22 protein-coding genes are annotated in these 26,859 nt (G+C 61.8%); 10 read left to right on the forward strand and 12 right to left on the reverse strand.

All coding sequences use genetic code 11. The features are described 5' to 3' along the window. Positions 1-75 precede the first annotated feature (75 nt). From cysN to ACF8EA_RS15095, 3 genes are all read right to left on the reverse strand, one after another. Positions 76-1,977 carry a sulfate adenylyltransferase subunit CysN gene (gene cysN / locus ACF8EA_RS15085; RefSeq protein WP_084852049.1) on the reverse strand — a complete coding sequence of 634 codons (1,902 nt, stop codon included), beginning with the start codon at positions 1,975-1,977 and terminating at the stop codon, positions 76-78. Positions 1,978-1,992: 15 nt separating this feature from the next. Then, positions 1,993-2,910, reverse strand: coding sequence for a sulfate adenylyltransferase subunit CysD (gene cysD, locus ACF8EA_RS15090; protein WP_003251799.1), 918 nt, complete (start codon positions 2,908-2,910; stop codon positions 1,993-1,995). Between the two features lie 219 nt (positions 2,911-3,129). Further along, positions 3,130-3,888, reverse strand: coding sequence for a Nif3-like dinuclear metal center hexameric protein (locus ACF8EA_RS15095; protein WP_021784130.1), 759 nt, complete (start codon positions 3,886-3,888; stop codon positions 3,130-3,132). A gap of 168 nt (positions 3,889-4,056) precedes the next feature. Here ACF8EA_RS15095 and algW point away from each other — a divergent pair, with 168 nt between their 5' ends. Then, a complete protein-coding gene (gene algW, locus ACF8EA_RS15100; protein WP_021784129.1) occupies positions 4,057-5,217 on the forward strand; it encodes a Do family serine endopeptidase AlgW in 1,161 nt (386 codons plus the stop codon). A 129-nt stretch (positions 5,218-5,346) separates the two neighbouring features. Here algW and ACF8EA_RS15105 read toward each other — a convergent pair whose 3' ends face one another. From ACF8EA_RS15105 to ACF8EA_RS15120, 4 genes are all read right to left on the reverse strand, one after another. Next, complete coding sequence (locus tag ACF8EA_RS15105; RefSeq protein WP_003251792.1) at positions 5,347-6,111, reverse strand: amino acid ABC transporter ATP-binding protein; 765 nt, start codon at positions 6,109-6,111, stop codon at positions 5,347-5,349. A 10-nt stretch (positions 6,112-6,121) separates the two neighbouring features. After that, entirely contained in the window at positions 6,122-7,219 is a 1,098-nt protein-coding gene (locus ACF8EA_RS15110; RefSeq protein WP_021784128.1) for an amino acid ABC transporter permease, read from the reverse strand. A 10-nt stretch (positions 7,220-7,229) separates the two neighbouring features. Continuing rightward, the gene (locus ACF8EA_RS15115) at positions 7,230-8,408 is read right to left on the reverse strand and encodes an amino acid ABC transporter permease (RefSeq protein WP_103463046.1); all 1,179 of its coding nucleotides are present in this window, start codon (positions 8,406-8,408) and stop codon (positions 7,230-7,232) included. Positions 8,409-8,475: 67 nt separating this feature from the next. Next, the gene (locus tag ACF8EA_RS15120; protein ID WP_392522460.1) at positions 8,476-9,504 is read right to left on the reverse strand and encodes an amino acid ABC transporter substrate-binding protein; all 1,029 of its coding nucleotides are present in this window, start codon (positions 9,502-9,504) and stop codon (positions 8,476-8,478) included. 332 nt (positions 9,505-9,836) lie between these two features. Here ACF8EA_RS15120 and ACF8EA_RS15125 point away from each other — a divergent pair, with 332 nt between their 5' ends. After that, a complete protein-coding gene (locus ACF8EA_RS15125) occupies positions 9,837-10,493 on the forward strand; it encodes an alpha/beta hydrolase (RefSeq protein WP_021784125.1) in 657 nt (218 codons plus the stop codon). Positions 10,494-10,593: 100 nt separating this feature from the next. Further along, positions 10,594-12,036, forward strand: a complete 1,443-nt coding sequence (gene rhlB / locus ACF8EA_RS15130; RefSeq protein ID WP_084852054.1) for an ATP-dependent RNA helicase RhlB — start codon at positions 10,594-10,596, stop codon at positions 12,034-12,036. Between the two features lie 262 nt (positions 12,037-12,298). Here the strand turns inward: rhlB and moaE are convergent, their stop codons facing one another. The 5 genes from moaE to ACF8EA_RS15155 form a co-directional block, all read right to left on the reverse strand. Further along, a complete protein-coding gene (gene moaE / locus ACF8EA_RS15135; RefSeq protein ID WP_021784123.1) occupies positions 12,299-12,745 on the reverse strand; it encodes a molybdopterin synthase catalytic subunit MoaE in 447 nt (148 codons plus the stop codon). A 2-nt stretch (positions 12,746-12,747) separates the two neighbouring features. After that, a complete protein-coding gene (gene moaD, locus ACF8EA_RS15140; RefSeq protein ID WP_003251777.1) occupies positions 12,748-12,993 on the reverse strand; it encodes a molybdopterin converting factor subunit 1 in 246 nt (81 codons plus the stop codon). Beyond that, the gene (gene moaC, locus ACF8EA_RS15145; RefSeq protein WP_003251775.1) at positions 12,993-13,463 is read right to left on the reverse strand and encodes a cyclic pyranopterin monophosphate synthase MoaC; all 471 of its coding nucleotides are present in this window, start codon (positions 13,461-13,463) and stop codon (positions 12,993-12,995) included. The genes moaD and moaC overlap by 1 nt, the downstream gene beginning before the upstream one ends. 195 nt (positions 13,464-13,658) lie before the next feature. After that, positions 13,659-15,053, reverse strand: a complete 1,395-nt coding sequence (locus ACF8EA_RS15150; protein WP_021784121.1) for a PhoH family protein — start codon at positions 15,051-15,053, stop codon at positions 13,659-13,661. A 281-nt stretch (positions 15,054-15,334) separates the two neighbouring features. Continuing rightward, positions 15,335-16,462, reverse strand: a complete 1,128-nt coding sequence (locus ACF8EA_RS15155; protein ID WP_392522462.1) for a polysaccharide deacetylase family protein — start codon at positions 16,460-16,462, stop codon at positions 15,335-15,337. Between the two features lie 137 nt (positions 16,463-16,599). Here ACF8EA_RS15155 and yaaA point away from each other — a divergent pair, with 137 nt between their 5' ends. The 7 genes from yaaA (at position 16,600) to algG (ending at position 26,858) form a co-directional block, all read left to right on the forward strand. Continuing rightward, positions 16,600-17,379, forward strand: a complete 780-nt coding sequence (gene yaaA / locus ACF8EA_RS15160) for a peroxide stress protein YaaA (protein WP_010952418.1) — start codon at positions 16,600-16,602, stop codon at positions 17,377-17,379. Between the two features lie 799 nt (positions 17,380-18,178). Continuing rightward, a complete protein-coding gene (locus tag ACF8EA_RS15165) occupies positions 18,179-19,495 on the forward strand; it encodes a nucleotide sugar dehydrogenase (protein ID WP_392522464.1) in 1,317 nt (438 codons plus the stop codon). A gap of 86 nt (positions 19,496-19,581) precedes the next feature. Next, a complete protein-coding gene (locus tag ACF8EA_RS15170) occupies positions 19,582-21,063 on the forward strand; it encodes a glycosyltransferase family 2 protein (RefSeq protein WP_084852064.1) in 1,482 nt (493 codons plus the stop codon). 37 nt (positions 21,064-21,100) lie between these two features. Next, positions 21,101-22,267 (forward strand): alginate biosynthesis protein Alg44, encoded by a 1,167-nt coding sequence (locus ACF8EA_RS15175; protein WP_021784116.1) that lies wholly within the window; start codon positions 21,101-21,103, stop codon positions 22,265-22,267. A gap of 88 nt (positions 22,268-22,355) precedes the next feature. Then, complete coding sequence (gene algK, locus ACF8EA_RS15180; protein WP_031322504.1) at positions 22,356-23,801, forward strand: alginate biosynthesis TPR repeat lipoprotein AlgK; 1,446 nt, start codon at positions 22,356-22,358, stop codon at positions 23,799-23,801. Continuing rightward, positions 23,798-25,276 carry an alginate export family protein gene (locus tag ACF8EA_RS15185; protein WP_392522465.1) on the forward strand — a complete coding sequence of 493 codons (1,479 nt, stop codon included), beginning with the start codon at positions 23,798-23,800 and terminating at the stop codon, positions 25,274-25,276. Before algK ends, ACF8EA_RS15185 begins: the two co-directional genes overlap by 4 nt. Positions 25,277-25,298: 22 nt before the next feature. After that, positions 25,299-26,858 carry a mannuronan 5-epimerase AlgG gene (algG, locus tag ACF8EA_RS15190; protein ID WP_392522466.1) on the forward strand — a complete coding sequence of 520 codons (1,560 nt, stop codon included), beginning with the start codon at positions 25,299-25,301 and terminating at the stop codon, positions 26,856-26,858. The last annotated feature ends 1 nt before the right edge of the window (position 26,859 follow it).

A 26,859-nucleotide genomic window follows, 5' to 3' on the forward strand; every position in this document is an offset into this window, starting at 1 on the left:
TCCGAACAGTGGGAAGGATCCTGAACGCGAGACAAAAAACCCCGCCGAAGCGGGGTTCTCCTTGCAGGCTAGCGCTTAGATCGCGCCACGCTGACGCAGCACGTCCAGCACCTGTTTCACGCCTTCGTCCACGCTGGTGGCCTGGGTGTCGATCACAAGATCAGCATCCAGCGGCACATCGAACGGGAAGCTCTCACCCGGGATGTTGTCGCCACCGGCAGCGTACAGGCCTTGCGGGTCACGCTCGCGGCAGACCAGCGGCGAGGCCTGGACGTAAACGGTCACCAGGCGCTCCTTGCCGATCAGCGCCTTGGCCTGTTCGCGGCCTTCGGCATCCGGGGCCACGAACGCAGCCAGGGTCAGCATGCCGGCTTCGTTGAACTGGCGCGCCACGTGGGCGGCGCGGCGCCAGTTCTCGGTGCGGCCGGCGCGGTCCTGTGGCAGGCCCTTGTTCAGGTCGTGACGCAGGTTCTGGCCGTCGAGCACGTACACCGCGCGGCCCATGTCGAACAGCTTGCGCTCCACGGCATAAGCCAAGGTGCTCTTGCCAGCACCCGACAGGCCGCTGAACAGCACGGTGGCTGGCTGCTGGCCGAAGCGCAGGGCGCGCTCTTCGGTGGACACGTGGGCCTGCTTGCCATGATGGCCGGTGCTGCCGTGAGGCAACACGGGCGGGGCGATGATCATGCCGGCGCCAACGGTGCCATTGGTCAGGCGGTCGATGACGATGAACGCACCGGTGGTGCGGTTGCTGTCGTAACCGTCCAGGGCAATCGAGGTGTCCAGGGCAACCTTGACGCGACCGATCTCGTTCAGCTGCAGCGCGCTGGCAGCGCCCTGCTCCAGGGTGTTCACATCGACCTTGTGGGTGATGCTGGCAATCGAGCCTGGTACGTAGCTGGTGGCACGCTTGATGTCGTATTTCTTGCCCGGGAGCATCGGCTCCTCGGCCATCCACACCAGCATGGCGTCGAAGTGGTCAGTTACCGGCGGGACGTTGTCGGCATGTACCAGCAGGTCGCCACGGGAGATGTCGATCTCGTCTTCCATGGTCAGGGTCACGGCCTGGCCTGGGCCGGCGTTTTCCAGTTCACCTTCGTAGGTGACGATGGACTTGACCCGGCTGCTCTTGCCCGACGGCAGCACGACAATCTCGTCACCTTTGTGCACCACGCCGCTGGCAATGGTGCCAGCGAAGCCGCGGAAGTTCAGGTTGGGACGGTTGACGTACTGCACCGGGAAACGCAGGTCGGTGAAGTTGCGGTCGGCCGAAACCTCGACGGTTTCGAGGATTTCCATCAGCGTCGGGCCGGCGTACCACGGCGATTGCTCGCTGTGGTTGACCACGTTGTCACCCTTGAGCGCCGACATCGGCACGAAGTGCAGGCTGCTCGGGGTCAGGTTGATGGCTTCGGCAAACTTCAGGTAGTCGGCCTTGATCGACTCGAAGACGCCTTCATCGAAGCCCTTCAGGTCCATCTTGTTGACCGCGACCACGATGTGCTTGATGCCCAGCAACGACGCGATGTAGCTGTGGCGACGGGTCTGGGTCTGCACACCGTAGCGGGCATCGACCAGGATGATCGCCAGGTCGCAGGTGGACGCACCGGTGGCCATGTTGCGGGTGTACTGCTCGTGGCCCGGGGTGTCGGCGATGATGAACTTGCGCTTGGCGGTGGAGAAATAGCGGTAGGCGACATCGATGGTGATGCCCTGCTCGCGCTCGGCCTGCAGGCCATCTACCAGCAGCGCCAGGTCGACTTCTTCGCCGGTGGTGCCGACTTTTTTCGAATCACGGGTGATGGCCTCGAGGTGGTCCTCGTAGATCATCTTCGAATCGTGCAGCAGGCGCCCGATCAGGGTGCTCTTGCCGTCGTCAACGTTGCCGCAAGTCAGGAAGCGCAGCAGTTCCTTGCGCTCATGCTGGGCCAGGTAGGCGAGGATGTCCTCGCTGATCAGATCAGATTGGTGCGACATGGAGTAACCCTGAAATTAGAAGTAGCCTTGGCGTTTCTTGTCTTCCATGGAACCGGCGCCATCGTGATCGATGACACGGCCCTGGCGTTCGGACGTACGGGTCAGGAGCATTTCCTGAATGATGTCCGTCAGGGTCTCGGCTTCCGATTCGACAGCGCCCGTCAGCGGGTAGCAGCCGAGGGTACGGAAACGCACCTTCTTCTTGACGATGCGGGCTTTTTCTTCCTCGGAGAGGTGCTCGAGGATGCGCTCGTCGTCGATCATGATCAGGGTGCCGTTCTTCTCGATGACTTCACGCTCGGCGGCGAAGTACAGCGGCACGATCGGGATGCCTTCAAGGTAGATGTACTGCCAGATGTCCAGTTCGGTCCAGTTCGACAACGGGAAGACGCGGATCGACTCACCCTTGTTGACCTTGCCGTTGTAAACGTTCCACAGCTCGGGGCGCTGGTTCTTCGGGTCCCAGCGGTGCTTGCTGTCACGGAACGAATACACACGCTCCTTGGCCCGCGACTTCTCTTCGTCGCGGCGCGCGCCACCGAAGGCAGCGTCGAAACCATGCTTGTCCAACGCCTGCTTCAGGCCCTGGGTCTTCATGATGTCGGTATGCTTGGAGCTGCCATGGGTGAACGGGTTGATACCCTGCGCCACACCCTCGGGGTTGACGTGGGTGATCAGCTCCAGGCCCATTTCCTCGACCATCTTGTCGCGGAAGCTGTACATCTCCTGGAATTTCCACTGGGTGTCGACGTGCATCACCGGGAACGGCAGCTTGCCCGGGAAGAAGGCCTTGCGCGCCAGGTGCAGCATCACGGCGGAGTCCTTGCCGATCGAGTACAGCATCACCGGGTTGTCGAACTCGGCGGCCACCTCGCGGATGATGTGGATGCTCTCCGCCTCCAGCTGTTTCAAGTGCGTCAGTTTGTCGACCATGGCTACTCACGAAAAACGATCTTATGGACGGCCTGCGGGCCGTGTTCGAGCGAGCCACTTTATCACAGCGGCTGCTTCTATTTAGGAGGCTGGCTAGATCGAAAAAATCTAACGATATGACTGGGGGTTTGGGCTGGCAGGGCCGGCCTCTTCGCGGGTGAATCCGCTCCTACAGGCCCGTGTAGGAACGGGTTTGCCGCGAAGAGGGCGACACCGCTATCAGATGGGATTAGGGCAATCGATGAACAGGTGCTCCACCGCGAACCGTCGTGCCAGGTAATCGCCCAGCGCCTGCACGCCATAGCGCTCGGTGGCATGGTGCCCGGCGGCAATGAAGCTGACGCCATTCTCGCGCGCACTGTGGTAGGTCTGCTCGGACGCCTCACCGGTCAGGTACAGGTCCACCCCGGCGGCAATCGCCGTGTCGATATAGCCCTGCCCGCCGCCGGTGCACCAGCCCACCCGGCGGATCATGTCGTTGCCTTCGACCAGCAACGGCTCACGCCCCAGCACGCCTTGAACCCGACGGGCAAAATCGCGCGCGGTCATGGATTCGGCCAGCGAACCGATCAGCCCGACCACTTTGGGGTTTTCCGGGTCAAGTGGCCCTTCGACAGTGATCTCCAGTTGCCGCGCCAGTTGCACGTTGTTGCCGACTTCCGGGTGCACGTCCAAGGGCAGGTGAAACGCCAGCAGACTGATATCGTTATTCAGCAAGGTCTTCAGGCGACGCTGGCGAATCCCGGTGATGCACGGGTTCTCGCCCTTCCAGAAATAACCATGGTGCACCAGCACCAGATCGGCCTCGGCCTCGACCGCGGCATCCAGCAATGCCTGGCTGGCGGTAACACCACTGACAATACGGCTGACCTGCGGCCGGCCTTCGACCTGCAGGCCATTTGGGCAATAATCCTGGATCTTCGCGCTGCCCAGATAACGCTCGGCTTCCTCGACCAGGGTACTTAGAGCAACGGCCATGAAAATCTCCTCGAAAACTGCGCTTTTCTCGGGCGCAACGCCTGACGAACGCCCGTATAATGCCGGCCATTATGGGCCGTCGCCGTCACTGGGGGAACCGGTGTATGATCGCGCGCGCTCATGCCCCACTGCCAGGCCGCTGGCCCCTGCTCTTTCCAGGATTCGTTCATGTTCAAGGCTTTGCGTTACTTCGGCTGGCCCCTGCTTACCGGCATACTGATCGCCATGCTGATCATCCAGCGTTTTCCGCAATGGGTCGGGCTGCCCAGCCAGGACGTCAACCTGCAGCAAGCGCCACAGACCACGCGGATCATGCAAGGTCCGGTGTCGTACGCCGACGCCGTGACCTTGGCCGCCCCGGCGGTGGCCAACCTGTACACCACCAAGGTGGTGAACAAAAGCGCCCACCCGCTGTTCGAGGACCCGCAGTTCCGCCGCTTCTTCGGTGACAACCTGCCCAAACAGCGCCGCTGGGAATCAAGCCTGGGCTCGGCGGTAATCATGAGCCCTGAGGGCTACCTGCTGACCAACAACCATGTCACCAGCGGCGCCGACCAGATCGTCGTCGCCCTGAAGGATGGCCGCGAGACTTTGGCCCGCGTGATCGGCAGCGACCCGGAAACCGACCTTGCGGTGCTGAAGATCGACTTGAAGAACCTGCCGGCAATCACCATCGGCCGTTCCGACAACATTCGCATCGGCGACGTGTCGCTGGCCATCGGCAACCCGTTCGGCGTCGGCCAGACTGTGACCATGGGCATCATCAGCGCCACTGGCCGCAATCAGCTGGGGCTTAACAACTACGAAGACTTCATCCAGACCGACGCGGCGATCAACCCAGGCAACTCCGGTGGTGCGCTGGTGGATGCCAATGGCAACCTGATCGGCATCAATACCGCGATCTTCTCCAAGTCCGGCGGCTCGCAGGGCATCGGCTTCGCCATCCCGGTAAAGCTGGCACTGGAGGTGATGAAGTCGATCGTCGAACATGGCCAGGTGATACGTGGCTGGCTGGGCATCGAAGTACAGCCACTGAGCCAGGAGCTGGCAGAGTCGTTCGGCATGAAGGACCGCCCAGGCATCGTGGTGGCGGGCATCTTCCGCGAAGGGCCAGCCGCCAAGGCCGGGCTGCAACTGGGTGACGTGATCCTGAGCATCAATGGCGAGCCGGCCGGAGACGGGCGCAAGTCGATGAACCAGGTAGCGCGGATCAAGCCCAACGAGAAGATCACCATTGAGGTGATGCGCAACGGGCAGCCGTTGAAACTGATCGCCGAGGTGGGGCTGCGGCCGCCGCCGGCGCCGGCTGCCAGCCAGGAAAATAAATAAAGCCGGGGCTGCGTTGCGGCCCTTCGCGGGCACGCCCGCTCCCACAGGATTTAAGTAGGCTCCAAAGCCAGCGCTAAACCTGTGGGAGCGGGCGTGCCCGCGAAGGGCTGCCGCGCAGCCCAAACAGCATCAGTGGAGGATCTGGCTGAGGAACAACTTGGTCCGGTCACTGCGCGGCCGGTCGAAGAAATCATCCGGCGCGGCCTGCTCCACAATCTCGCCCTTGTCCATGAAGATAACCCGGTTCGCCACGGTACGGGCAAAGCCCATTTCGTGGGTCACACAGAGCATGGTCATGCCATCCTCGGCCAGGCCCACCATGGTATCGAGTACTTCCTTGACCATTTCCGGGTCCAGTGCCGACGTCGGCTCGTCGAACAGCATGATCTTGGGCTTCATGCACAACGCGCGGGCGATGGCCACACGCTGCTGCTGGCCGCCGGACAACTGCCCGGGGTACTTGTGTGCCTGCTCCGGAATCCGCACACGCTCCAGGTAGTGCATGGCAATTTCCTCGGCCTTGCGCCGTGGCATCTTGCGCACCCACATTGGCGCCAGGGTGCAGTTCTCCAGAATGCTCAGGTGCGGGAACAGGTTGAAGTGCTGGAACACCATGCCCACCTCGCGGCGGATGGCCTCGATCTGCTTGAGGTCGTTGGTCAGCTCCACGCCATCGACCACGATACGCCCTTGCTGGTGCTCTTCCAGACGGTTAAGGCAGCGGATGGTGGTGGACTTGCCCGAGCCGGATGGCCCGCACAGCACGATGCGTTCGCCCTGGCGCACGTTCAGGTTGATGTCCTTGAGCACATGGAACTGGCCATACCACTTGTTCACACCCTGCATCTGGATGATGCCTTCGGGGCCAGCAGGCTGCTTGATCGCTTCACTCATTTCGAAACTCCTAACGCTTGTGGCCAGTGTCCAGCTTGCGCTCCAGATGCATGGAGTAGCGGGACATACCGAAACAGAAAATCCAGAACACCAGGGCGGCGAACACGTAGCCCTCGGTGGCCATGCCCAGCCAGGCCGGGTCTGCGGCTGCTTGCTTGACGCTGTTCAGCAGGTCGAACAGGCCGATGATGATCACCAGGCTGGTGTCCTTGAACAGGGCAATGAAGGTGTTGACGATGCCGGGAATCACAAGCTTCAGCGCCTGCGGCAGGATCACCAGCCCCATCGAGCGCCAGTAGCCAAGGCCCATGGCCGCGGCGGCTTCGTACTGACCCTTGGGGATGGCCTGCAGGCCGCCACGCACCACCTCGGCGATGTACGCCGACTGGAACAGGATTACACCGATCATCGCCCGCAGCAGCTTGTCGAAGCTCATGCCTTCGGGCAGGAACAGCGGCAACATCACCGACGACATGAACAACACGGTGATCAGCGGTACGCCGCGCCAGAACTCGATGAAGGTCACACACACCACCTTCACGGCCGGCATCCTCGAACGCCGGCCCAGGGCCAGCAGGATGCCCAAAGGCAAGGCGCCGACAATGCCCACGGTAGCGATCACCAGGGTCAGCATCAGCCCGCCCCACTGGCTGGTGGGTACGTTTTGCAGGCCCAGATACCCCCCATGCAGCAGGGTGTAGGCCAACACCGGGTACAGCACCAGGAAGGCCAGGCCGTAGATGGCCTTGCGCGGGAAACGCTTGATGAACAATGGCGCGGCGCCGATGACTGCAAGCCACACGGTCAGGTCCACGCGCCAGCGCAGCTCGGTGGGGTAGTAGCCGTACATGAACTGGCCGAAGCGCTGCTGCACGAACACCCAGCAGGCGCCCTCCTTGGTGCAATCGGCACGGGTGGTGCCGACCCAGTTGGCGTCGAGCAACGCCCACTGTAGCAATGGCGGCACAATCAGCCATATCAGGTAGATCGCGAACAAGGTCAGCAGCGTGTTGAGCCAGTTGGAGAACAGATTGGTGCGCATCCATGCGAGCACGCCGACGGTTTTCACCGGTGGCGGCATGTCAGGTTTGAAAACATGGGCATTCACGGGCGTATCCTCATCGCTCGATCAGCGCAATGCGCTTGTTGTACCAGTTCATCAGCAGCGAAATGCTGATGCTGATGGCGAGATAGACGCTCATGGTGATGGCGATCACCTCGATGGCTTGTCCGGTCTGGTTGAGCACGGTACCGGCGAACAGCGAGACCATCTCCGGATAGCCGATACCGGCCGCCAGCGACGAGTTCTTCGCCAGGTTCAGGTACTGGCTGGTCAGCGGCGGAATGATCACCCTCAGTGCCTGGGGGATGATCACCTTGCGCAGGGTCGGGCCCTCGCGCAGGCCCAACGAGCGAGCCGCTTCGGTCTGGCCATGGCTGACCGAACGGATGCCGGAACGCACGATTTCGGCGATGAAGGCTGCCGTATAGATAGTCAGCGCCAAGGTCAGCGCCAGCAGCTCTGGGATCAGCACCCAGCCCCCGACGAAGTTGAAGCCCTTGAGCTGCGGCATATCCCAGGTTACCGGGCTGCCGAACAACAGCACGCTCAGGCTCGGGATGGCGATGAACAGCAACAGCCCTGCCCAGAACTTGTGGAACGGCACACCAGTTTCGTTGAAGCGCTTGTTGGCGTAGCGCACCATCACGGCTATAGCGGCAATGGCTATTGCCAAGGCCACCACAAATGGCCAGAAGCCATCAGCCATGGTCGCGCCAGGCATGTTCAAGCCACGGTTGCTGATGAAGAACTTGTCATCGAAGTTGATGCTGCCCCGCGGTCCCGGCAGAGTCAGGAACACGGCGAAGTACCAGAACAGGATCTGCAACAACGGCGGAATGTTGCGGAAGGTTTCCACATACACGGTCGCCAGTTTGTTGATCATCCAGTTCGGTGACAGGCGAGCCACACCGATGATGAAGCCCAGTATCGTCGCCAGAATGATGCCGATGAAGGTCACCAACAGCGTATTGAGCAGGCCGATGACGAACACCCGCGCATAACTGTCGGATTCCACATAGGGGATCAGGTGCTGGGCGATGCCGAAGCCGGCACTGCGGTCGAGGAACTCGAAGCCCGAGGTGATGCCCCGGTGTTGAAGGTTGGTCTGCGTGTTGTGGAACAGGTACCAGCCCAGACCGACCACGAAGACGATCGTGAGAATCTGGAACAGCCACGCGCGCACACGCGGATCATTCAGGGATAGCCCCTTTTGTGCGCCGATTCGATTTTGCATGAAATGCCCCGGAAAGTAGGGTTCCGAACAACCTGCGGCGGCCGAATGCCGCCGCAGGGTGCAGCCATCAGCGCACTGGAGGCGCGTACTGGATGCCGCCGTTGTTCCACAGGGCGTTCATGCCACGGTCGATCTTCAGGTTAGTGTTCTGGCCCAGGTTCTTCTCGAACACTTCGCCATAGTTACCCACTTGCTTGACGATCTGCACTACCCAGTCTTTGGGCAGCTTGAGGTCCTTGCCGTACTCGCCATCCGCACCCAGCAGTCGGGCGACATCCGGGTTCTTGGTGGACTTGGCTTCGGCCTCGACGTTCTTGGAGGTGATGCCCGCCTCTTCGGCGTTGAGCATGGCGAACAGGGTCCACTTGACGATGCTGAACCAATCCTCGTCGCCTTTACGCACTACCGGGCCCAGCGGTTCCTTGGAGATGGTTTCCGGCAACACCACGTATTCGGTCGGCGCGGCCAGTTTGGAGCGCTGGGCGAACAGCTGCGATTTGTCCGAAGTCAGCACGTCGCAACGGCCAGACTCCAGCGATTTGGCGCTCTCGTCAGAGGTGTCGAAGGTAATCGGGGTGTACTTCAGGCCATTGGCGCGGAAGAAGTCCGAGACGTTCAGCTCGGTGGTGGTACCGGCCTGGATGCAGATGGTCGCGCCATCGAGCTCTTTGGCGCTGGAAACGCCGAGCTTCTTGTTGACCAGGAAGCCAACGCCGTCATAGTAGGTGACACCCGTGAATACCAGACCCATGCCGGCATCGCGCGAGCTGGTCCAGGTGGTGTTACGCGACAGCACATCGACCTCGCCCGATTGCAGGGCAGTGAAGCGTTCCTTGGCGTTGAGCTGGCTGAACTTGACCTTGGTGGCATCGCCGAATATGGCGGCGGCCACGGCGCGGCAGACATCGGCGTCGATGCCGACGATCTTGCCCTTCGCATCAGGTACCGAGAAGCCTGGAAGACCGTCGCTCACGCCACACTGGACGAAGCCCTTCTTCTTGACCGCATCATAGGTGGCGCCGGCCTGGGCATTGCTCACGGCGCCCAGCGCAGCGGCAGCGGTCAGGACTGCCAGGGTGGTTTTCAACATCTTCATTCACAACCTCCAAATCGCTCTTGTTGTATCGAGCCGGAATTGCACCGCACCCTTTTGAGGCGTATCCGACCCGTATTGGCTTGTTATTGGGTCAATTGGCGCAATGGACTGTTCTGTGACAGCCTTCGCGTGCAGAGGGTGTTACCGTCACGGCCTGCCCTTTGCATCACAGGTTGAACTGCAAAGCGCGTACCAGATTGTCGCGCTGTAGCGTTTAAGCGCTCGTCAAGTAGGAAAAGTTGTATCGTTGCGACATTCTTTTTCCGACAATCATTCCCGGTGCCTACTTTTCACGCACGCCAAAACAAGACCCGCACACTTTCGGAGCAGTCATGACCAACCCGCTGATTCTCGAACCACAGAAAACCGCTGACGCCTGTGTGATCTGGTTGCACGGTCTGGGGGCCGACCGTTACGACTTCCTACCTGTGGCCGAATTCATGCAGGAGCGCTTGCTCAGCACACGCTTCATCATGCCCCAGGCACCGACCCGCCCCGTGACCATCAACGGCGGCTATGCCATGCCCAGCTGGTATGACATCAAGGCCATGACCCCGGCCCGCGCCATCGACGAAGCGCAGCTGGAAGAGTCTGCCGAGCAGGTGGTCGCACTGATCAAGGCCGAGCAGGCCAAAGGCATCAACCTGTCGCGGATCTTCCTGGCCGGCTTCTCCCAGGGCGGCGCGGTGGTGCTGCACACTGCCTATATAAAGTGGCAGGAGGCACTGGGCGGAGTGATCGCCCTGTCCACCTATGCCCCCACTTTCAATGACCAGCACCAGTTGAGTGCCTGCCAGCAACGAACCCCGGCCCTGTGCCTGCATGGCGTGCATGACCCAGTGGTAATCCCGTCCATGGGCCGCACCGCATTCGAGTACCTGAACATCTGGGGCGTCGCTGCCCGCTGGTACGAATACCCGATGGAACACGAAGTGGTGGTCGAAGAGCTGAACGATATCCACGACTGGCTGAGCAAGCAGCTGCAATAGGTTGCCTCGCTTGTAGTTGTGGGCGTATTCCGCTACGCCGCGCCCGGATCTTGCATTACACTGCCCGGCGTACATTCCTTAATCAGTTGATGAGACGACCGTGCTCAAAGCACTCAGAAAAATATTCGGCAAGGGAGAGGCCGCGCCGCAAGCCGCCGCTCCTGCTGCCAGCGTGACGCCGGAAGCCCGGCCCGCGACAATACCGGCCGCAACACATGCCAACCCCGCTCCCAAGGCTGAGCCAGCTGCCGCCGCTACACCACCTGCCGACCAGCCGGCCAAGGACAAACCGCGTCGCGAACGCAAGCCCAAGCCACAGGCGAGCCTGTGGAAGCCCGAAGACTTCGTGGTCGAGCCACAGGAAGGCAAAACCCGCTTCCACGACTTCAAGCTGTCCAACGAGCTGATGCACGCTATCCACGACCTGGGCTTCCCGTACTGCACGCCGATCCAGGCGCAGGTCCTGGGTTACACCCTGCGTGGCCAGGACGCCATCGGCCGGGCCCAGACGGGTACCGGCAAGACAGCCGCCTTCCTGATCTCGATCATTTCCCAGTTGCAGCAGACGCCACCGCCTAAAGAGCGCTACATGGGCGAACCGCGCGCGCTGATCATTGCCCCCACCCGCGAGCTGGTGGTACAGATCGCCAAGGACGCCGCTGCCCTGACCAAGTACACCGGCCTGAACGTGATGAGCTTCGTCGGTGGCATGGACTTCGACAAACAGCTCAAAGCCCTGGAGGCGCGCCACTGCGATATCCTGGTGGCTACCCCGGGCCGCCTGCTGGACTTCAACCAGCGCGGCGAAGTGCACCTGGACATGGTCGAGGTGATGGTGCTTGACGAAGCCGACCGCATGCTCGATATGGGTTTCATCCCCCAGGTCCGCCAAATCATTCGTCAGACACCGCCGAAAAGCGAGCGCCAGACCCTGCTGTTCTCCGCCACCTTCACCGACGATGTGATGAACCTGGCCAAGCAGTGGACCACCAACCCGGCCATCGTCGAGATCGAGCCGGAGAACGTGGCCAGCGAAACGGTCGAGCAACACGTGTATGCGGTGGCCGGCAGCGACAAGTACAAACTGCTGTACAACCTGGTGACCCAGAACAAGTGGGAACGGGTGATGGTGTTCGCCAACCGCAAGGACGAAGTGCGGCGCATCGAAGAAAAGCTGGTGCGCGACGGCATCAATGCCGCCCAGCTGTCGGGCGACGTGCCGCAGCACAAGCGCATCCGCACGCTGGAGAGCTTCCGCGAAGGGCGCATCACCGTGCTGGTGGCCACCGACGTGGCCGGGCGCGGGATCCATATCGATGGCATCAGCCACGTGATCAACTTCACCCTGCCGGAAGACCCTGACGATTACGTGCACCGCATTGGCCGTACCGGTCGTGCCGGCACCAGCGGTGTGTCGATCAGCTTTGCCGGTGAGGACGACTCGTATCAGTTGCCGGCGATCGAAGAGCTGCTGGGGCGCAAGATCAAGTGCGAGATGCCGCCGGATGAGCTGCTCAAGCCGGTGCCGCGCAAGCATCACTGACCCTAAGCGGGCTGCATGCCTCCTGTGGGAGCGGCCTTGTGTCGCGATTGGGCCGCGCAGCGGCCCCGGGATTTCGGCTTTAATGCAGAGATTGTCCGGGGGCCGCTACGCGGCCCTTTCGCGACACAAGGCCCCCTGTAGGAGCGGGTTTACCCGCGAATACGGTAGTGGCGGCAACGGTGAACGGCGGGTGGAGATTGGCCAGCAGGCCCGGCCCCTTCGCGGGTAAACCCGCTCCTACAGGCGATCGGTGGCGCCTTGATTACCAGCGCTGCGCCGCATCCTGGTCACTCTGTTTCCCCTCCACCCACCTTGGCCCTTCCTGGGTATTCTCCTTCTTCCAGAACGGCGCCCGGGTTTTCAGGTAGTCCATGATGAAGTTGCAGGCATCGAACGCCGCCTGTCGATGGGCACTGGCTACCCCCACGAACACAATCGGTTCACCCGGCTCCAGCGCACCGATGCGGTGCAGCACCTCCACCTTCAACAGCGGCCAACGCTGCTCGGCCTCGACGACGATCTTGGCCAGGGCCTTTTCGGTCATGCCCGGATAGTGCTCGAGGAACATCCCCGCCACTTCGCGGCCATCGTTGAAATCCCGCACATAGCCGACAAAACCGACCACCGCGCCCACGCCCACATTGGCCGCATGCATGGCATTGGTCTCGGCCCCGGGGTCGAACGCGCCTTCCTGTACTCGCACAGCCATGTTCAGCCTCCGGTCACCGGCGGGAAGAACGCCACTTCATCGCCCTCTTCCAGCGGTTCATCGAGCTTGCACAGCTCTTCGTTGCGCGCGCACATCAGGTTCTGCTCGGCCAGCACTTCGTACTGCCCGCCCTTGGCTACCAAGGCCTGGCGCACATCATCAAGCACCTTGAACGCCCCCTCCACCCGCTCGGCATCCACGCCCAACAGTTCGCGGTAACGGGCGAAGTACATCACCTTGACCTTCATCACGCCTCCACCTTGTAATGGCCACTCTTGCCACCGAGTTTTTCCAGCAGGCGCACCTGCTCGATGACCATACCTTTATCCACAGCCTTGCACATGTCATAGATCGTCAGCGCGGCCACACTGGCGGCGGTCAGCGCCTCCATCTCCACGCCGGTCTGCCCGGCCAGCTTGCAGCGGGCGACGATGCGCACGGCATCCTGTCCCTCGGCGCTGAGCTCGACCTTGACGCTGGTGAGCATCAGCGGGTGGCACAGCGGAATCAGGTCGCTGGTTTTTTTCGCCGCCTGTATCCCGGCAATGCGCGCCACGGCGAACACGTCACCCTTGGGGTGTTCACCGTCGACGATCATCTGCAAGGTCTGCGGCAACATGCGCACCCGCGCCTCGGCGGTAGCCTCGCGCTCGGTCACGGCCTTTTCAGTGACGTCGACCATGTTGGCCCGCCCCTGGGAATCAAGATGTGTCAGCACTGCTCTGCTCCTGTGAAGGGAGTTCGCAGTGTAAACCTGTGGGTCAGGTTTGAGCAGAGATATGTGTCGCCAGGTTTGGCCTCTTCACGGGCACGCCCGCTCCTACAGGCGCTCCACGATCTCGATTCAAGTGGACATCCTGTGAGCGGGCGTGCCCGTGAAGAGGCCGGGCAGTAATCTGCCCGGCTACATGGTTTACAAATGCGACTCGGCGTACTCGGCCAGCACCGAGCGAGGCACGCCCTGCAGGGTGATGTGCACGCCATTTGGGAAGTCCTTGAAGCGCTCGGTCAGGTAGGTCAGCCCCGAGCTGGTCGCGGACAGGTAGGGGGTGTCGATCTGCGCGAGGTTGCCCAGGCAGACCACCTTGGACCCGGAGCCGGCACGGGTGATGATGGTTTTCATCTGGTGCGGCGTCAGGTTCTGGCACTCGTCAATCAGGATCAGGCTCTGCTGGAAGCTACGGCCACGGATGTAGTTCAGCGATTTGAACTGCAGCGGCACGCGCTCGAGGATGTATTCGACGCTGCCATGGGTGCTTTCGTCATCCATGTGCAAAGCTTCGAGGTTGTCGGTGATGGCGCCCAGCCACGGCTCCATCTTCTCTGCTTCGGTGCCCGGCAGGAAGCCAATCTCCTGGTCCAGCCCCTGCACGCTGCGGGTGGCGATGATGCGCCGGTAGCGCTTGCTGACCATGGTTTGCTCGATGGCCGCAGCCAGCGCCAGGATGGTTTTACCGGAGCCGGCGGCGCCGGTCAGGTTCACCAGGTGGATATCCGGGTCCAGCAGGGCGAACAGTGCCAGGCTTTGGTGAATGTCGCGTGGTTTCAGGCCCCAGGCTTCCTGATGCAGCAACGGTTCCTGGTGCAGGTCGAGCAGTAGCAGTTCGTCGTCACGGATGCCCTTGATCCATCCGACGAAGCCCTGCTCATCGATGATGAACTCGTTGACGTGCACGGCTGGCAGGTTGTCGATCATCTGCACCCGATGCCAGGTGCGGCCACGCTCCTGACGGGTATCGACCTTGCTCACGCGGTCCCAGAACGAGCCGGTGACCGAATGGTAGCCCTTGGACAACAGGGACACGTCATCGACCAGTTGGTCGGTGCTGTAGTCCTCAGCCGCTATACCGCAAGCGCGCGCCTTCAGGCGCATGTTGATGTCTTTGGTGACCAGCACGACATCCAGGTCGGTGCGCCGGGCCCGAACTTCGAGCAACTGGTTGATGATGATGTTGTCGTTGAGGTTTTCCGGCAGCAGCTTGTTCGGCTCGTTGCGCGGGGTCATCAGGATGGACAGGAACCCCTTGGGGCCACTCTTGTTGCGCTGGATCGGCACGCCCTGCTCGACATCGCTGGGCGAAGCGTCACCGAGGGTCTGGTCTATCAGGCGGATGGCCTGGCGGCATTCGGCGGCGATGCTCTGTTTGCCGGTCTTGAGCTTGTCGAGTTCCTCCAGCACCGTCATCGGGATGGCGACATGGTGCTCCTCGAAGTTCAGTAACGCGTTAGGGTCGTGAATCAGGACGTTGGTATCGAGCACATACAGGATTGGCTTGCTGGAGGAAGGGTTGCGTCCTTGGTCATCCATACTCGGTCACCTTATGTCGAAGCCACACGGCGTGGTCTGTTACGCCGCAGAGTGACTGCCGCTGTCCCCGTATCCGCGTTGTTACGGGCGGGAAGCGAACCTGGCCAGGTGAGCCCGGATGACGCCACCTGTGCTGCAGGAATCGGCTGTCTGGTTTCTTCATACCGCAAAAACCATGACCGAAAAAAGCACTTTTACGTATTTTTGAAGTTTATTTTTCCGATTGACGAAGAGGCCTTGGCGCCAGCGTCAGAGGGGACTACGCTCAAAAGTCATACCCTCTATTCGCGGTATCCGTATTCGCGGCAATCCTCCCAGCCGATACCGCTTTGCGCGGTATTGCGCAGCAGCCATTCCACCGCCGGCTGCGCCTTGGGAAGGCTGTCATGAAACTGGATCACACCCTTGCGCCACAACAGCATCAGGGTCAATACGCGCTGCGCGGACGCCTCTGCGCTCAATACACCGTCATCCTGGGCATCGATGTCCCACAACGATACCCGCAACTGCTGGCGGGCCATGAACGCCTCGCCGTCAGCCCGGCGCTGGCCATAAGGTGGGCTGAACAGCGGTACATACTGCTCGGGCAGATCAGCCTGCACCTGCGCCTGGCTGCGCCGCAGCGAATCCTGCCAGTCGATCCACTGCGCATGGGAGCGGTATTCCCACCCCTGGATGCCCACGCACTGCCCGCCATAGAGCTGGCGCAAGGCGTGTACCGAGGCGCCATCACGACGTTGCTGCAAACGGTTACCGAGCGTGAAGAACGTGCCTTCGAGCTTTTGCCGGCGCAGGTAATCGGTGAGTAGATCCGTACTGCCCCCCTCGGGGCCGGGCCCGCCGACAAAGGTCAGCAGGAACATGCGGTCGTTCAGTTCGTCACCCTTGCGCTCGCGCGAAGACAACCGCTCAATTTCACTGCTGGTCTGCGGTAGCAACGCCGCCTTGCGCAGTTGCTCGTCCAGGTAACGTACATGGAACTGGTGGCTAGGCTCGACCCAACCGGTATAGAACGCACCGACATCGGTGGCGAACGTTGCCGCTTGTGTGCGTAACTCCGCCATGGACGTAACCGGGTAGCAGAATGAGGCATCCTGCTCACAACTGCGCTGAGCCTGTTGATAACCCTCCCACAACCGCAGCCACATGCGCGCCCGAACCTGGCGCACCTTCTGCAGGTTGATCTGCCGCAGCCCCAGCCGGGCCGCCAGGGTCGCGTCATCCAGCAACTCACTTTCGTGCAGTACTTGGGCGAACGAAAGGATTTCTGCCCGAGAGGCCACATCGAACAGCGCCGGGCTGTCCAGCTGTTCGGGCCACAGACTGCGGTCCAGGCTGACCTGGGGTGAAGGGGCGGCTTGCACGGCCAGGCTCAGCAGGCAGGCCAGCAAAGCAGAAGCAATGCGCACAGTGGAAGGCTCCGCAACGGCAAAACGCGAACTATAGCGCCTGCACCGACCATGGTCTGTGACTATCGTCGCCATAGTTTGGACTTGCACCGCCCACCCCGTAGAATCCTCGGCCAACGATGCCAGGAGCCGACCCGATGCTGACGGTGATTTCCCCCGCCAAGACCCTCGACTACGACACCCCGCCAGTGACCGAGCGTTTCACCCTGCCCCAGTACCTGGATGAATCCCAGGCCCTGATCCAGCAGTTGCGCGAACTGTCGCCGGCGCAGATCAGCGAGCTGATGCACCTGTCCGACAAGCTCGCCGGCCTGAATGCTGCGCGCTTTGGCAGCTGGACCCCAGACTTCACCCCGGCCAATGCCAAGCAGGCGCTGCTGGCGTTCAAGGGTGACGTATACACCGGCCTCGATGCCGAGAGCTTGAGTGAAGACGACTTCAGCTACGCCCAGGGCCACCTGCGCATGCTCTCGGGCCTATATGGCCTGCTGCGCCCGCTCGACCTGATGCAGCCCTACCGCCTGGAGATGGGCACCAAGCTGGCCAACGCCCGCGGCAAGGACCTGTACGCCTTCTGGGGCACGCGCATCAGCGAATGGCTGAACCAGGCCCTGGCCGACCAAGGCGATGACGTGCTGTTGAACCTGGCCAGTAACGAGTATTTCAGTGCAGTGAAACGCAGCGCCCTGAAGGCCCGGGTGATCAACGTCGACTTCAAGGACCAGAAAAACGGCCAGTACAAGATCATCAGCTTCTACGCCAAGAAAGCCCGCGGCATGATGAGCCGCTTCGTCATCCAGCAGCGCATCAGCACCCCGGAACAGCTCAAGCAGTTCGATGCTCAGGGTTACTACTACAGTGCCGAGCAGTCCAAGCCGGACCATTTGGTGTTCCTGCGCGATCACCCCGCGGAGTGAGCCTGCCACGCCCTCTTCGCGGCTAAAGCTGCGAAGAGGTCAGTTGCCGTGATCCCCTCTGCCCTGCAACAGGGCACGCTGCAAACCGCCATCACGCCACAAATTCGACGCCAAAAATCCGGCACACCTCCCTTTATCGTCAAACGCCATAAGACCGTTCATACCTTTTTTGACGAATTCTGAAAAAATTTTTCAGATGCTGGCATAAAAATATCTCGCAACAGTTACGTCCTTGATACACGGGGGTGAAACACCCGCGTGCTATCAATTTGAAACTGTCCGCAACTGAATAAATATTTAGAAATCTTTCATTCGAGTGAAACTGGCTCAGGAACTTCTGCCGAAGCCAATCGCTCATAGTGCCGTAACGATTTTCCTGCCTACGGGCTGTGAGAGATGACTTACAGATGACAGCGGCGGGTATCCACTGCCCGCCATGAGAAATTCGACAGGTATTACGGAAACCCCCGAAGACCTTGTCCATGCAGGAGAGACGCGCCCCTTAAAAATCGTCCTAGTGGTTGATTTCAAAGGATTTATCCACTTGAAAAAACAAGCACAGCAACGCGCCAAGTAGCGCATTGCAATAAAGACGGCTGCATTTCAGGGCACGTTTTTTAATTAATGGCTATCGAGTGCCAACTTTGAGTGCATAACTTTTTGCGCTCCGGATTTATTTTGCCTGCGCTCGGCGAAGTGTGCATTCGCCATGGATCCGTGCGCCCGAAAACTGTTGTTAATCAACCCAGCCCGGCTCTCTTCGGAGGTGTCGGCGTGATAAACACATGAGGTGATAGCGATGCGTATCAGCATCTTTGGTTTGGGTTATGTGGGTGCAGTCTGTGCAGGCTGCCTGACGGCGCGTGGCCATGAAGTGATCGGTGTGGACGTGTCCAGCACCAAGATCGACCTGATCAACCAGGGCAAGTCGCCCATCGTCGAACCTGGCCTGGAAGCACTGCTGCAACAGGGCATCGCCAATGGCCGCCTGCGCGGCACTACCGACTTCGCCGAAGCCATCCGCGCCAGCGACGTGTCGATGATCTGCGTGGGTACCCCCAGCAAGAAAAACGGCGACCTGGGCCTGGAGTACATCGAGTCGGTGTGCCGCGAAATCGGCTATGTGCTGCGTGACACCACCCGCCGTCACACCATCGTGGTGCGCAGCACCGTGCTGCCTGGCACCGTCAAGAACGTGGTCATCCCGATCCTCGAAGATTGCTCGGGCAAGAAGGCTGGCGTCGACTTCGGTGTGGCGGTCAACCCGGAATTCCTGCGTGAAAGCACCGCGATCAAGGACTACGACCAGCCACCGATGACGGTCATCGGCGAACTGGACAGCGCCAGCGGTGACATCCTCCAGGCCCTGTACGAAGAACTCGATGCCCCGGTGATCCGCAAGCCGATCGAGGTGGCCGAGATGATCAAGTACACCTGCAACGTATGGCACGCCACCAAGGTCACCTTCGCCAACGAAATCGGCAACATCGCCAAGGCCGTGGGCGTCGATGGCCGTGAAGTGATGGACGTGGTCTGCCAGGACAAGGTCCTCAACCTGTCCCAGTACTACATGCGCCCAGGCTTCGCCTTCGGTGGCTCGTGCCTGCCCAAGGACGTACGCGCCCTCACCTATCGCGCCGCCAGCCTCGATGTCCGAGCACCGCTGCTCGACTCGCTGATGCGCAGCAACGAATCGCAGGTGCAGAACGCCTTCGAGCTGATCGAAGCCCACGACAAGCGCAAGGTCGCCCTGCTGGGCCTGAGCTTCAAGGCCGGCACCGACGACCTGCGCGAAAGCCCGCTGGTGGAACTGGCCGAACGCTTGATCGGCAAGGGCTACCAGCTGGACATCTACGACGAGAACGTCCAGTACGCCCGCGTCCACGGCGCCAACAAGGACTACATCGAGTCGAAGATCCCCCATGTGTCGTCGCTGCTCAACGCCGACTTGCAGCAGGTGATCGACAACGCCGACATCATCGTCCTCGGCAACCGTGACGAGCAGTTCCGTGCGCTGGCCCTGCAAGCGCCAGCCGGCAAGCAGGTGATCGACCTGGTCGGGTTCATGAACAAACCGACCTGCACCACCAACCGTACCGAAGGCATCTGCTGGTAAGTGCCCGGCCGGGCAGCGATGAGGCACTCGACAAGAGCCGCCCCCTCGCTGCCCCCCCTTTCCCGAATTCTCGACGGATGCTGAACATGCAAAGGCTCCAGACAGTGCTGTTGCAGTGCGCCGGGTGGCTGCTCTACATGAGCCTGCTCATGCTGATCGCCCTGGCCCTGCCAGCTGATATCTTCGACTCGCAGTCGAAGCACTTCATCTTCCTGGTCGGCGCAGTCGGCATCTGGCGCTACTCCATGGGCGCCACCCATTTCATCCGCGGCATGATCTTCCTCTACGGCGTGTACCCGTACCTGCGCCGCAAGGTGCAGAAAATGGGCAATGCCACCGACCCGTCGCATGTCTACCTGATGGTCACCAGCTTCCGTATCGAAGCGCTGACCACCGCCCAGGTGTACAGCTCGGTGATTCGCGAGGCGATCAACTGTGGCTTCCCCACCACCGTGGTCTGCTCGCTGGTGGAAATGTCCGATGAACTGCTGGTGAAGAGCCTGTGGGCCAAGTACAACCCGCCGGCCCATGTGAAGCTGGACATCGTGCGAATCGCCGGCACCGGCAAGCGCGATGGCCTGGCCTACGGTTTCCGCGCCATCTCGCGCATGCTGCCGGACGAGAACGCAGTAGTGGCGGTGATCGACGGTGACACCGTGCTGGCCGACGGTGTGGTGCGCAAGACCGTACCCTGGTTCAAGCTGTTCCCCAATGTGGGCGGCCTGACCACCAATGAATTCTGCGAAGTGCGCGGCGGCTACATCATGAGCGAGTGGCACAAGCTGCGCTTCGCCCAGCGCCACATCAACATGTGCTCGATGGCCCTGTCCAAGCGCGTACTGACCATGACCGGGCGCATGTCGATGTTCCGCGCCAGTGTGGTGACCAACCCCGAGTTCATCGCCGACGTCGAAAGCGATTCGCTGATGCACTGGCGCCTGGGCCGCTTCAAGTTCCTTACCGGGGACGACAAATCCAGCTGGTTCAGCCTGATGCGCCTGGGCTACGACACCTTCTACGTGCCGGACGCCGCCATCAACACGGTCGAACACCCGCCGGAAAAAAGTTTCCTCAAGGCCAGCCGCAAGCTGATGTACCGCTGGTACGGCAACAACCTGCGGCAGAACTCACGGGCACTGGGCCTTGGCCTGCGTCGCCTGGGCCTGTTCACCAGCATCGTGCTGTTCGACCAGCGCGTGTCGATGTGGACCAGCCTGCTGGGCCTGACCGTGGCGGTGATCGCCAGCCTCAAGTTCGGCATGGCCTTCCTGCTGGTGTACCTGCTGTGGATCGGCATTACCCGCATGATCCTCACCATCATGCTGCTGTGCTCCGGCCACAGCGTAGGCCCGGCCTACCCGCTGATTCTCTATTACAACCAGATCATCGGCGCGCTGATGAAGATCTACGTGTTCTTCCGCCTCGACAAGCAGTCGTGGACGCGTCAGCCCACTGCCCTCAAGCGTGACCTCGCCAGCTTTCAACAATGGTTCAACACCTGGTCCTCGCGGACCATGACCTTCTCGGCTGCCAGCATCTTCGTTGCTGTGCTGTTCATGGTCGTGTGAGCCCAACCCGGATCGGATCTAACAGGAACAAACCACCATGAATACCGCCGTGAACGTCAATGTCGTGCATGAGTCCGAAGCCCAGCGCCAACACGCCCGGGTACGCATTCCCGCCAAGCTGCGGTTCCTGGACGCCCAGCGCCAGGTCCACGAAGTCAAGGTCGAAGACCTATCTGCCGGCGGCCTGAGCTTCCACGCCAAGCAACCGCAGTCGGTGGGCGATGTGCTGCGCGGGCGCCTGCAGTTCGTGGTCGACAACCTGGGCCTGTCGATCGACATCGAGTTCCAGGTGCGCTCGTACAACCCGGACAATGGCCGTATCGGTGCGCAGTTCCAGAACCTTGAGCCACGTGACATCGCCACGTTGCGGCACATCATCACCAGCCACCTGTCGGGTGAGCTGATCAGCATCGGCGACGTACTCAGCACCCTGCAGCGCGACAACTTCACCAAGGCGCGCAAGCAGAAGGATGGTGGGTCAGGCCTGAGCGCCTTCGGCCGCCTCAAGGCAGTCACCGTCACACTGGGCGTGTTCGTGGTCGGCGTTGCGGCCTTCGGCTTCGTCGCCAAATCGTTGTACGGCATGTACTTCGTCAGCCACGCCGAAGCCGGTGTGGTCGCAGTGCCGACCACCAACGTCACCATGCCGCGCGACGGTACCGTGAGCAGCCTGGTCGAAAGCGGTGGGCAGATCGTCAAGGGCGCGCCACTGGCCAGCTTCACCACCAGCATGCTGGACATGCTCAAGGGCAACCTTGAAGACGCACAGCTGGAGCCGGCAAAGATCGAGGAGCTGTTCGGCAAGCAGCTGTCCGGCACCCTCACCAGCCCCTGCGACTGCGTGGTCGCGCGCCAGTTGGTAGACGACGGCCAGTACGCAGCCAAGGGCCAGCCGATCTTCCAGCTGATCCCACGCACCACCAACCCGATGATCGAGGCGCGCTTCAGCTACCGCCAGTTCGACGAGGTCAAGCCGGGCACCAGGGTCAACTTCCAGGTGGCCGGCGAAGACGAAGTGCGCACCGGTCAGATCGTCAGCAGCACCAGCCTCAACAGCGAAGACCTGTCCTCCGACATCCGCGTGCAGATCAAGCCGGACAGCAGCCTGCCCGCCGAACTGGCCGGCCGCCCGGCGTCGGTCAACAGCGACCGTGGCCCGTCGCTGAACTGGCTGATCGACAAAGCCGTGGCCCGTGGCCTGTGAGGGACGGACGATGACCTCTGATACCAATACCTATCCTGTGGGAGCGGGCATGCCCGCGAAGAGGCCAGCAGGGACAGCATCGTCGGCCATGCCAATTCGCGGGCTTGCCCGCTCCCACAGGGTCCGCGTGAACCTGGGATTGTGTGCACTGGCCGCCGCCATCACTTTGGCCGGCTGTGCCGGCCTGCCCGACCAGCGCCTGGCCAACGAGGCCCTGAAGCGCGGTGACACGGCATTGGCAGAGCGCAACTACAAGGCGCTGGCCGACCTGGGCTACAGCGAAGCGCAAGTCGGCCTTGCGGACATCAAGGTGGCCACCCGCGACCCATCGCAAATCAAGGAAGCCGAGGCCACCTATCGCGCTGCGGCCGCCACGTCGCCACGCGCCCAGGCGCGCCTTGGCCGCTTGCTGGTGGCCAAGCCTGACAGCACCCAGGCCGAACGTGAGGAAGCTGAAACCCTGCTCAAGCAGGCCGCGAAACAGGGCCAAAGCAATACCCTGATTCCGCTGGCAATGCTCTATCTCAGCTACCCGCAGAGTTTCCCCAAGGTCAACGCGCAGCAGCAGATCGACCAGTGGCGCGCCGCCGGCAACCCGGAAGCAGGCCTGGCCCAGGTGTTGCTGTACCGTACCCAGGGCACCTACGACCAGCACCTGGGCGAGGTGGAGAAAATCTGCAAGGCCGCGCTGAACACCACCGACATCTGCTACGTCGAACTGGCCACCGTGTACCAGATGCGTGGCCAGGCCGACCAGCAAGCCGCCCTGCTCGGCCAGCTGAAATCCGCCTATGCCCGTGGCGCCGTACCGGCCACCCGGGTCGACAGCGTGGCCCGGGTGTTGGCTGATCGCAGCCTCGGCCAGACCGACGAAAAAACCGCCAAGGACCTGCTCGAGCAAGTAGCCCCGGCCAACCCGGCGTCCTGGGTCAGCCTGGCACAGCTGGTATACGACTTCCCCGAACTGGGCGACACCGACCAGTTGATGGCCTACATCGACAAAGGCCGCGCAGCTGAACAGCCACGCGCCGAACTGCTGCTGGGCCGTCTGTACTACGAAGGCAAAACCCTGCCAGCCGACGCTCACAAAGCCGAGCAGCACCTGCAAGCCGCTGCCGAAGCCGGTGAGATCAGCGCCCATTACTACCTGGGCCAGCTTTACCGCCGCGGCTACTTGGGCAACGTCGAGCCGCAGAAGGCCGTCGACCACCTGCTGGCCTCCGCCCGTGGCGGGCAGAACAGCGCCGATTATGCCCTGGCCCAGCTATTCAGCGAGGGCCATGGCATCCGCCCGCAACCGGGCAACGCCTGGGTGTTTGCCCAGCTGTCGCAGGCCAACCCGACGCCGCAATCAGCGGAACTGCTGCAGAAGCTTGACCAGCAACTGACACCTGACGAGCGCAACCAGGCCCAGCAACTGCTGGACCAGGAAAAGCGTGCACGCGGCAGCATGGCGCAGGGCGCGAATAGCACCCTGGCCCTCGAAGCCCTGCAAGACGACGAAAAAGAAGTAGACGGTGAGGACTCGCTATGACGCTCAACCCCTTCGTGAAAGCCGGTATCGGTCTGAGCTTCGCCCTGCTGTGGTCCTGCCCGACCCTGGCGGAAATGACCGCCGAGAAAAACTTCGGCCTGGACGTGAAAATCACCGGGCAATCGGAAGACGATCGAGACCTGGGCACCCGCTCTGGCGGCGATGTCAACGGCCTGGGCCTGGATCTGCGCCCGTGGGTGTACGGCGAGCGCGGAAACTGGAGCGCCTACGCCATGGGCCAGGCGGTCGCTGCGACCGACACCATCGAAACCGACACCTTGCGCCAGAACGGCGACGGCACCAGCACTGAAACCGGCGACGACAGCCGTCAACCAGACAAAAGCTACCTGGCCATGCGCGAGTTCTGGATCGGCTACAGCGGTCTCACCGCCTACCCCGGCGAGCAACTGCGCTTCGGTCGCCAGCGCCTGCGCAGCGACGATGGCATGTGGCGCGATACCAACATCGAAGCGCTGAACTGGACCTTCGACACCACCCTGCTCAAGGCCGACCTGGGCGTGGCCCAGCGCTTCAGCGAATACCGCACCGACCTCACCGAGCTGGCCCCGGAAGACAAGGACCGCACCCACCTCTACGGCAACGTCGCCACTCAGTGGACGCCTGGCCACTGGGTCGGCGTGCGGGCACACCATACGCACGACAACGGCAGCCTGAAGAACCCCGGCGAAACCGTCGACGCCCTGGACAAGACCCGTACCGGCGACCTCACCTGGCTGGGCCTTGAGGCAAACAGCGACGCCTACAACTGGCGCAACGACCACACCGTGAATTACTGGGGCAGCGTCACCTGGCTGACCGGTGACCGCGACAAGCTGAGCACCCAGCAGGTGGGTGACGACCAGGTCGCCACCGGCAAGCAGAGCGGTGACGTCAACGCCTGGGCAACCGACCTCGGTATCCGCCTGCGCCTGGACCCGCAATGGCAGGTCGGCGCGGCCTATGCCCGTGGTAGCGGTGGTGGTGGCGATGACGGCTCGAACAACTTCGAGCAGACCGGCCTGGAGAGCAACCGCTCCAATTTCACCGGCACCCGCTCGCGCGTGCACCGCTTCGGCGAAGCGTTCCGCGGCGAACTGGGCAACCTGCAGGCAGCCACCCTGTTCGCTTCGTGGCAGCTGCGCGACGACTACGACGCGAGCCTGATCTACCACAAGTTCTGGCGGGTCGACGGTAACCAGAACATCGGCTCCAGCGGCATCAACGCGGTGGTCGACGACAACGGCGTGAACCGTCAGCTGGTCGACGGCGAGAAGGACCTTGGCCAGGAAATGGACGTGGTCGTGACCAAGTACTTCAAGCAAGGCCTGCTACCGGCTTCGATGAGCCAGGCAATCGACGAGCCGTCAGCCCTGGTGCGCCTGCGTACCGGTGTATTCAAGCCGGGCGACGCCTACGGCAAGGAAGCGGACTCTTACATGCACCGCGCCTTCGTCGACGTCATCTGGCGCTTCTGAGGCCGGTAGGGGACTGACCGTGATGAACCTTCACCCGCACTTACGTCACAGCCTGTTGGCCAGTGCCTTGCTGCTGGCAAGCGGCCTGGCCACTGCCGCAGAGCCCCAGGTGATCGCCAAGGAGCTGCAGCAGGCCAAGACCTACACGGTGGCCAGCGCACCGATCGAGCCACTGCAGATGGACCCGCCAAAGCTGCCCGACCTGACCGGTTTCACGGCCGAGGCGGTGCAGAAGAAAATCGACCGCCGCCACAAGGGCAAGGTCAGTCTGCGCCGTATGTTCCAGGAGGACACCCTCAAGGAGTTCGTCGGCGGCGACAACAAGGCCGCCGAGTGGGTGCAGCGCCAGCACGGCATCCCGCAGGCCATCTTCATCGATGACGGCCATGTCGACCTGACCGAGTTGAGCAAGAAGGTGCCCAAACAGTACTTCAGCGAAGTCGAGCCTGGGGTTTACCTGGCACGCCTGCCGATCGTGGTCGGGCAAAAGGGCATCCTCGAGATCGACGGCAAGGTCAAACAGCTGCGCCTGTCCCAGGAGGGCGGCGCATTTCTGGTCAATGACGGCAAGCTGTTCGTAACCGACACCCAGGTGACCGGCTGGCGGGAAAAGGACAACGGCCCGGCGACCTTCCGCTCGCCCAAGGAGTTCCGCCCGTTCCTGCTGTCATGGGGCGGTACCGAGACCTACATCGTCAACACGAAGATGGCCAGCTTCGGCTACGCCAAGTCCAAGTCGTATGGCGTTAGCATCTCGCAGTACACGCCGAACATGGCCAAGCGCATGGGCCGCCCGGAACCCACCGGCTGGATCATCGGCTCTGAGTTCAGCGACATGTGGTACGGCTTCTACTGCTACGAAACGCAGGACTTCGTGGTCAAGGACAGCACCTACCGCGACAACATCGTCTACGGCATCGACCCGCACGACCGTTCGCACCGCCTGATCATCGCCGGCAACACCGTGTACGGCACCAAGAAGAAGCACGGCATCATCGTCTCGCGTGAGGTCAACGACAGCTGGATCATCAACAACAAGAGCTACGACAACAAGCTCTCGGGCGTGGTGATCGACCGTAACAGCGTCAACAACCTGGTGGCCTACAACGAGATCTACCGCAACCACACCGACGGCATCACCCTGTACGAAAGCGGCGACAACCTGATCTGGGGCAACAAGCTGGTCAACAACCGCCGCCACGGCATCCGCGTGCGTAACAGCGTGAACATCCGCCTGTACGAAAACATCGCCATGGCCAACGGCCTGGTTGGCGTATACGGCCACATCAAGGACCTGTCCGACACCGACCGCGACATCGCCCTCGACCCGTTCGACACCAAGGTGTCGCTGATCGTGGTGGGTGGCGAGCTGTCGGCCAACGGCTCCGGCCCGCTGTCGATCGACTCGCCGCTGTCGGTCGAGCTGTACAAGGTGTCCATGCTCGCCCCGCGCAAGGCCAGCGGTATCAGCCTCAATGGTGTGCTGGGCGAGCGCCAGGACGAAATCCTCGACTTGCTGGTACGCCAGCAGAAGGCTGTGCTGATCGACCCGGTCGAACGCCAGACCGAAATGATCGATTAAG

This window comes from Pseudomonas sp. YQ_5, from assembly GCF_043103305.1.
Taxonomy (GTDB): domain Bacteria; phylum Pseudomonadota; class Gammaproteobacteria; order Pseudomonadales; family Pseudomonadaceae; genus Aquipseudomonas; species Aquipseudomonas putida_Y.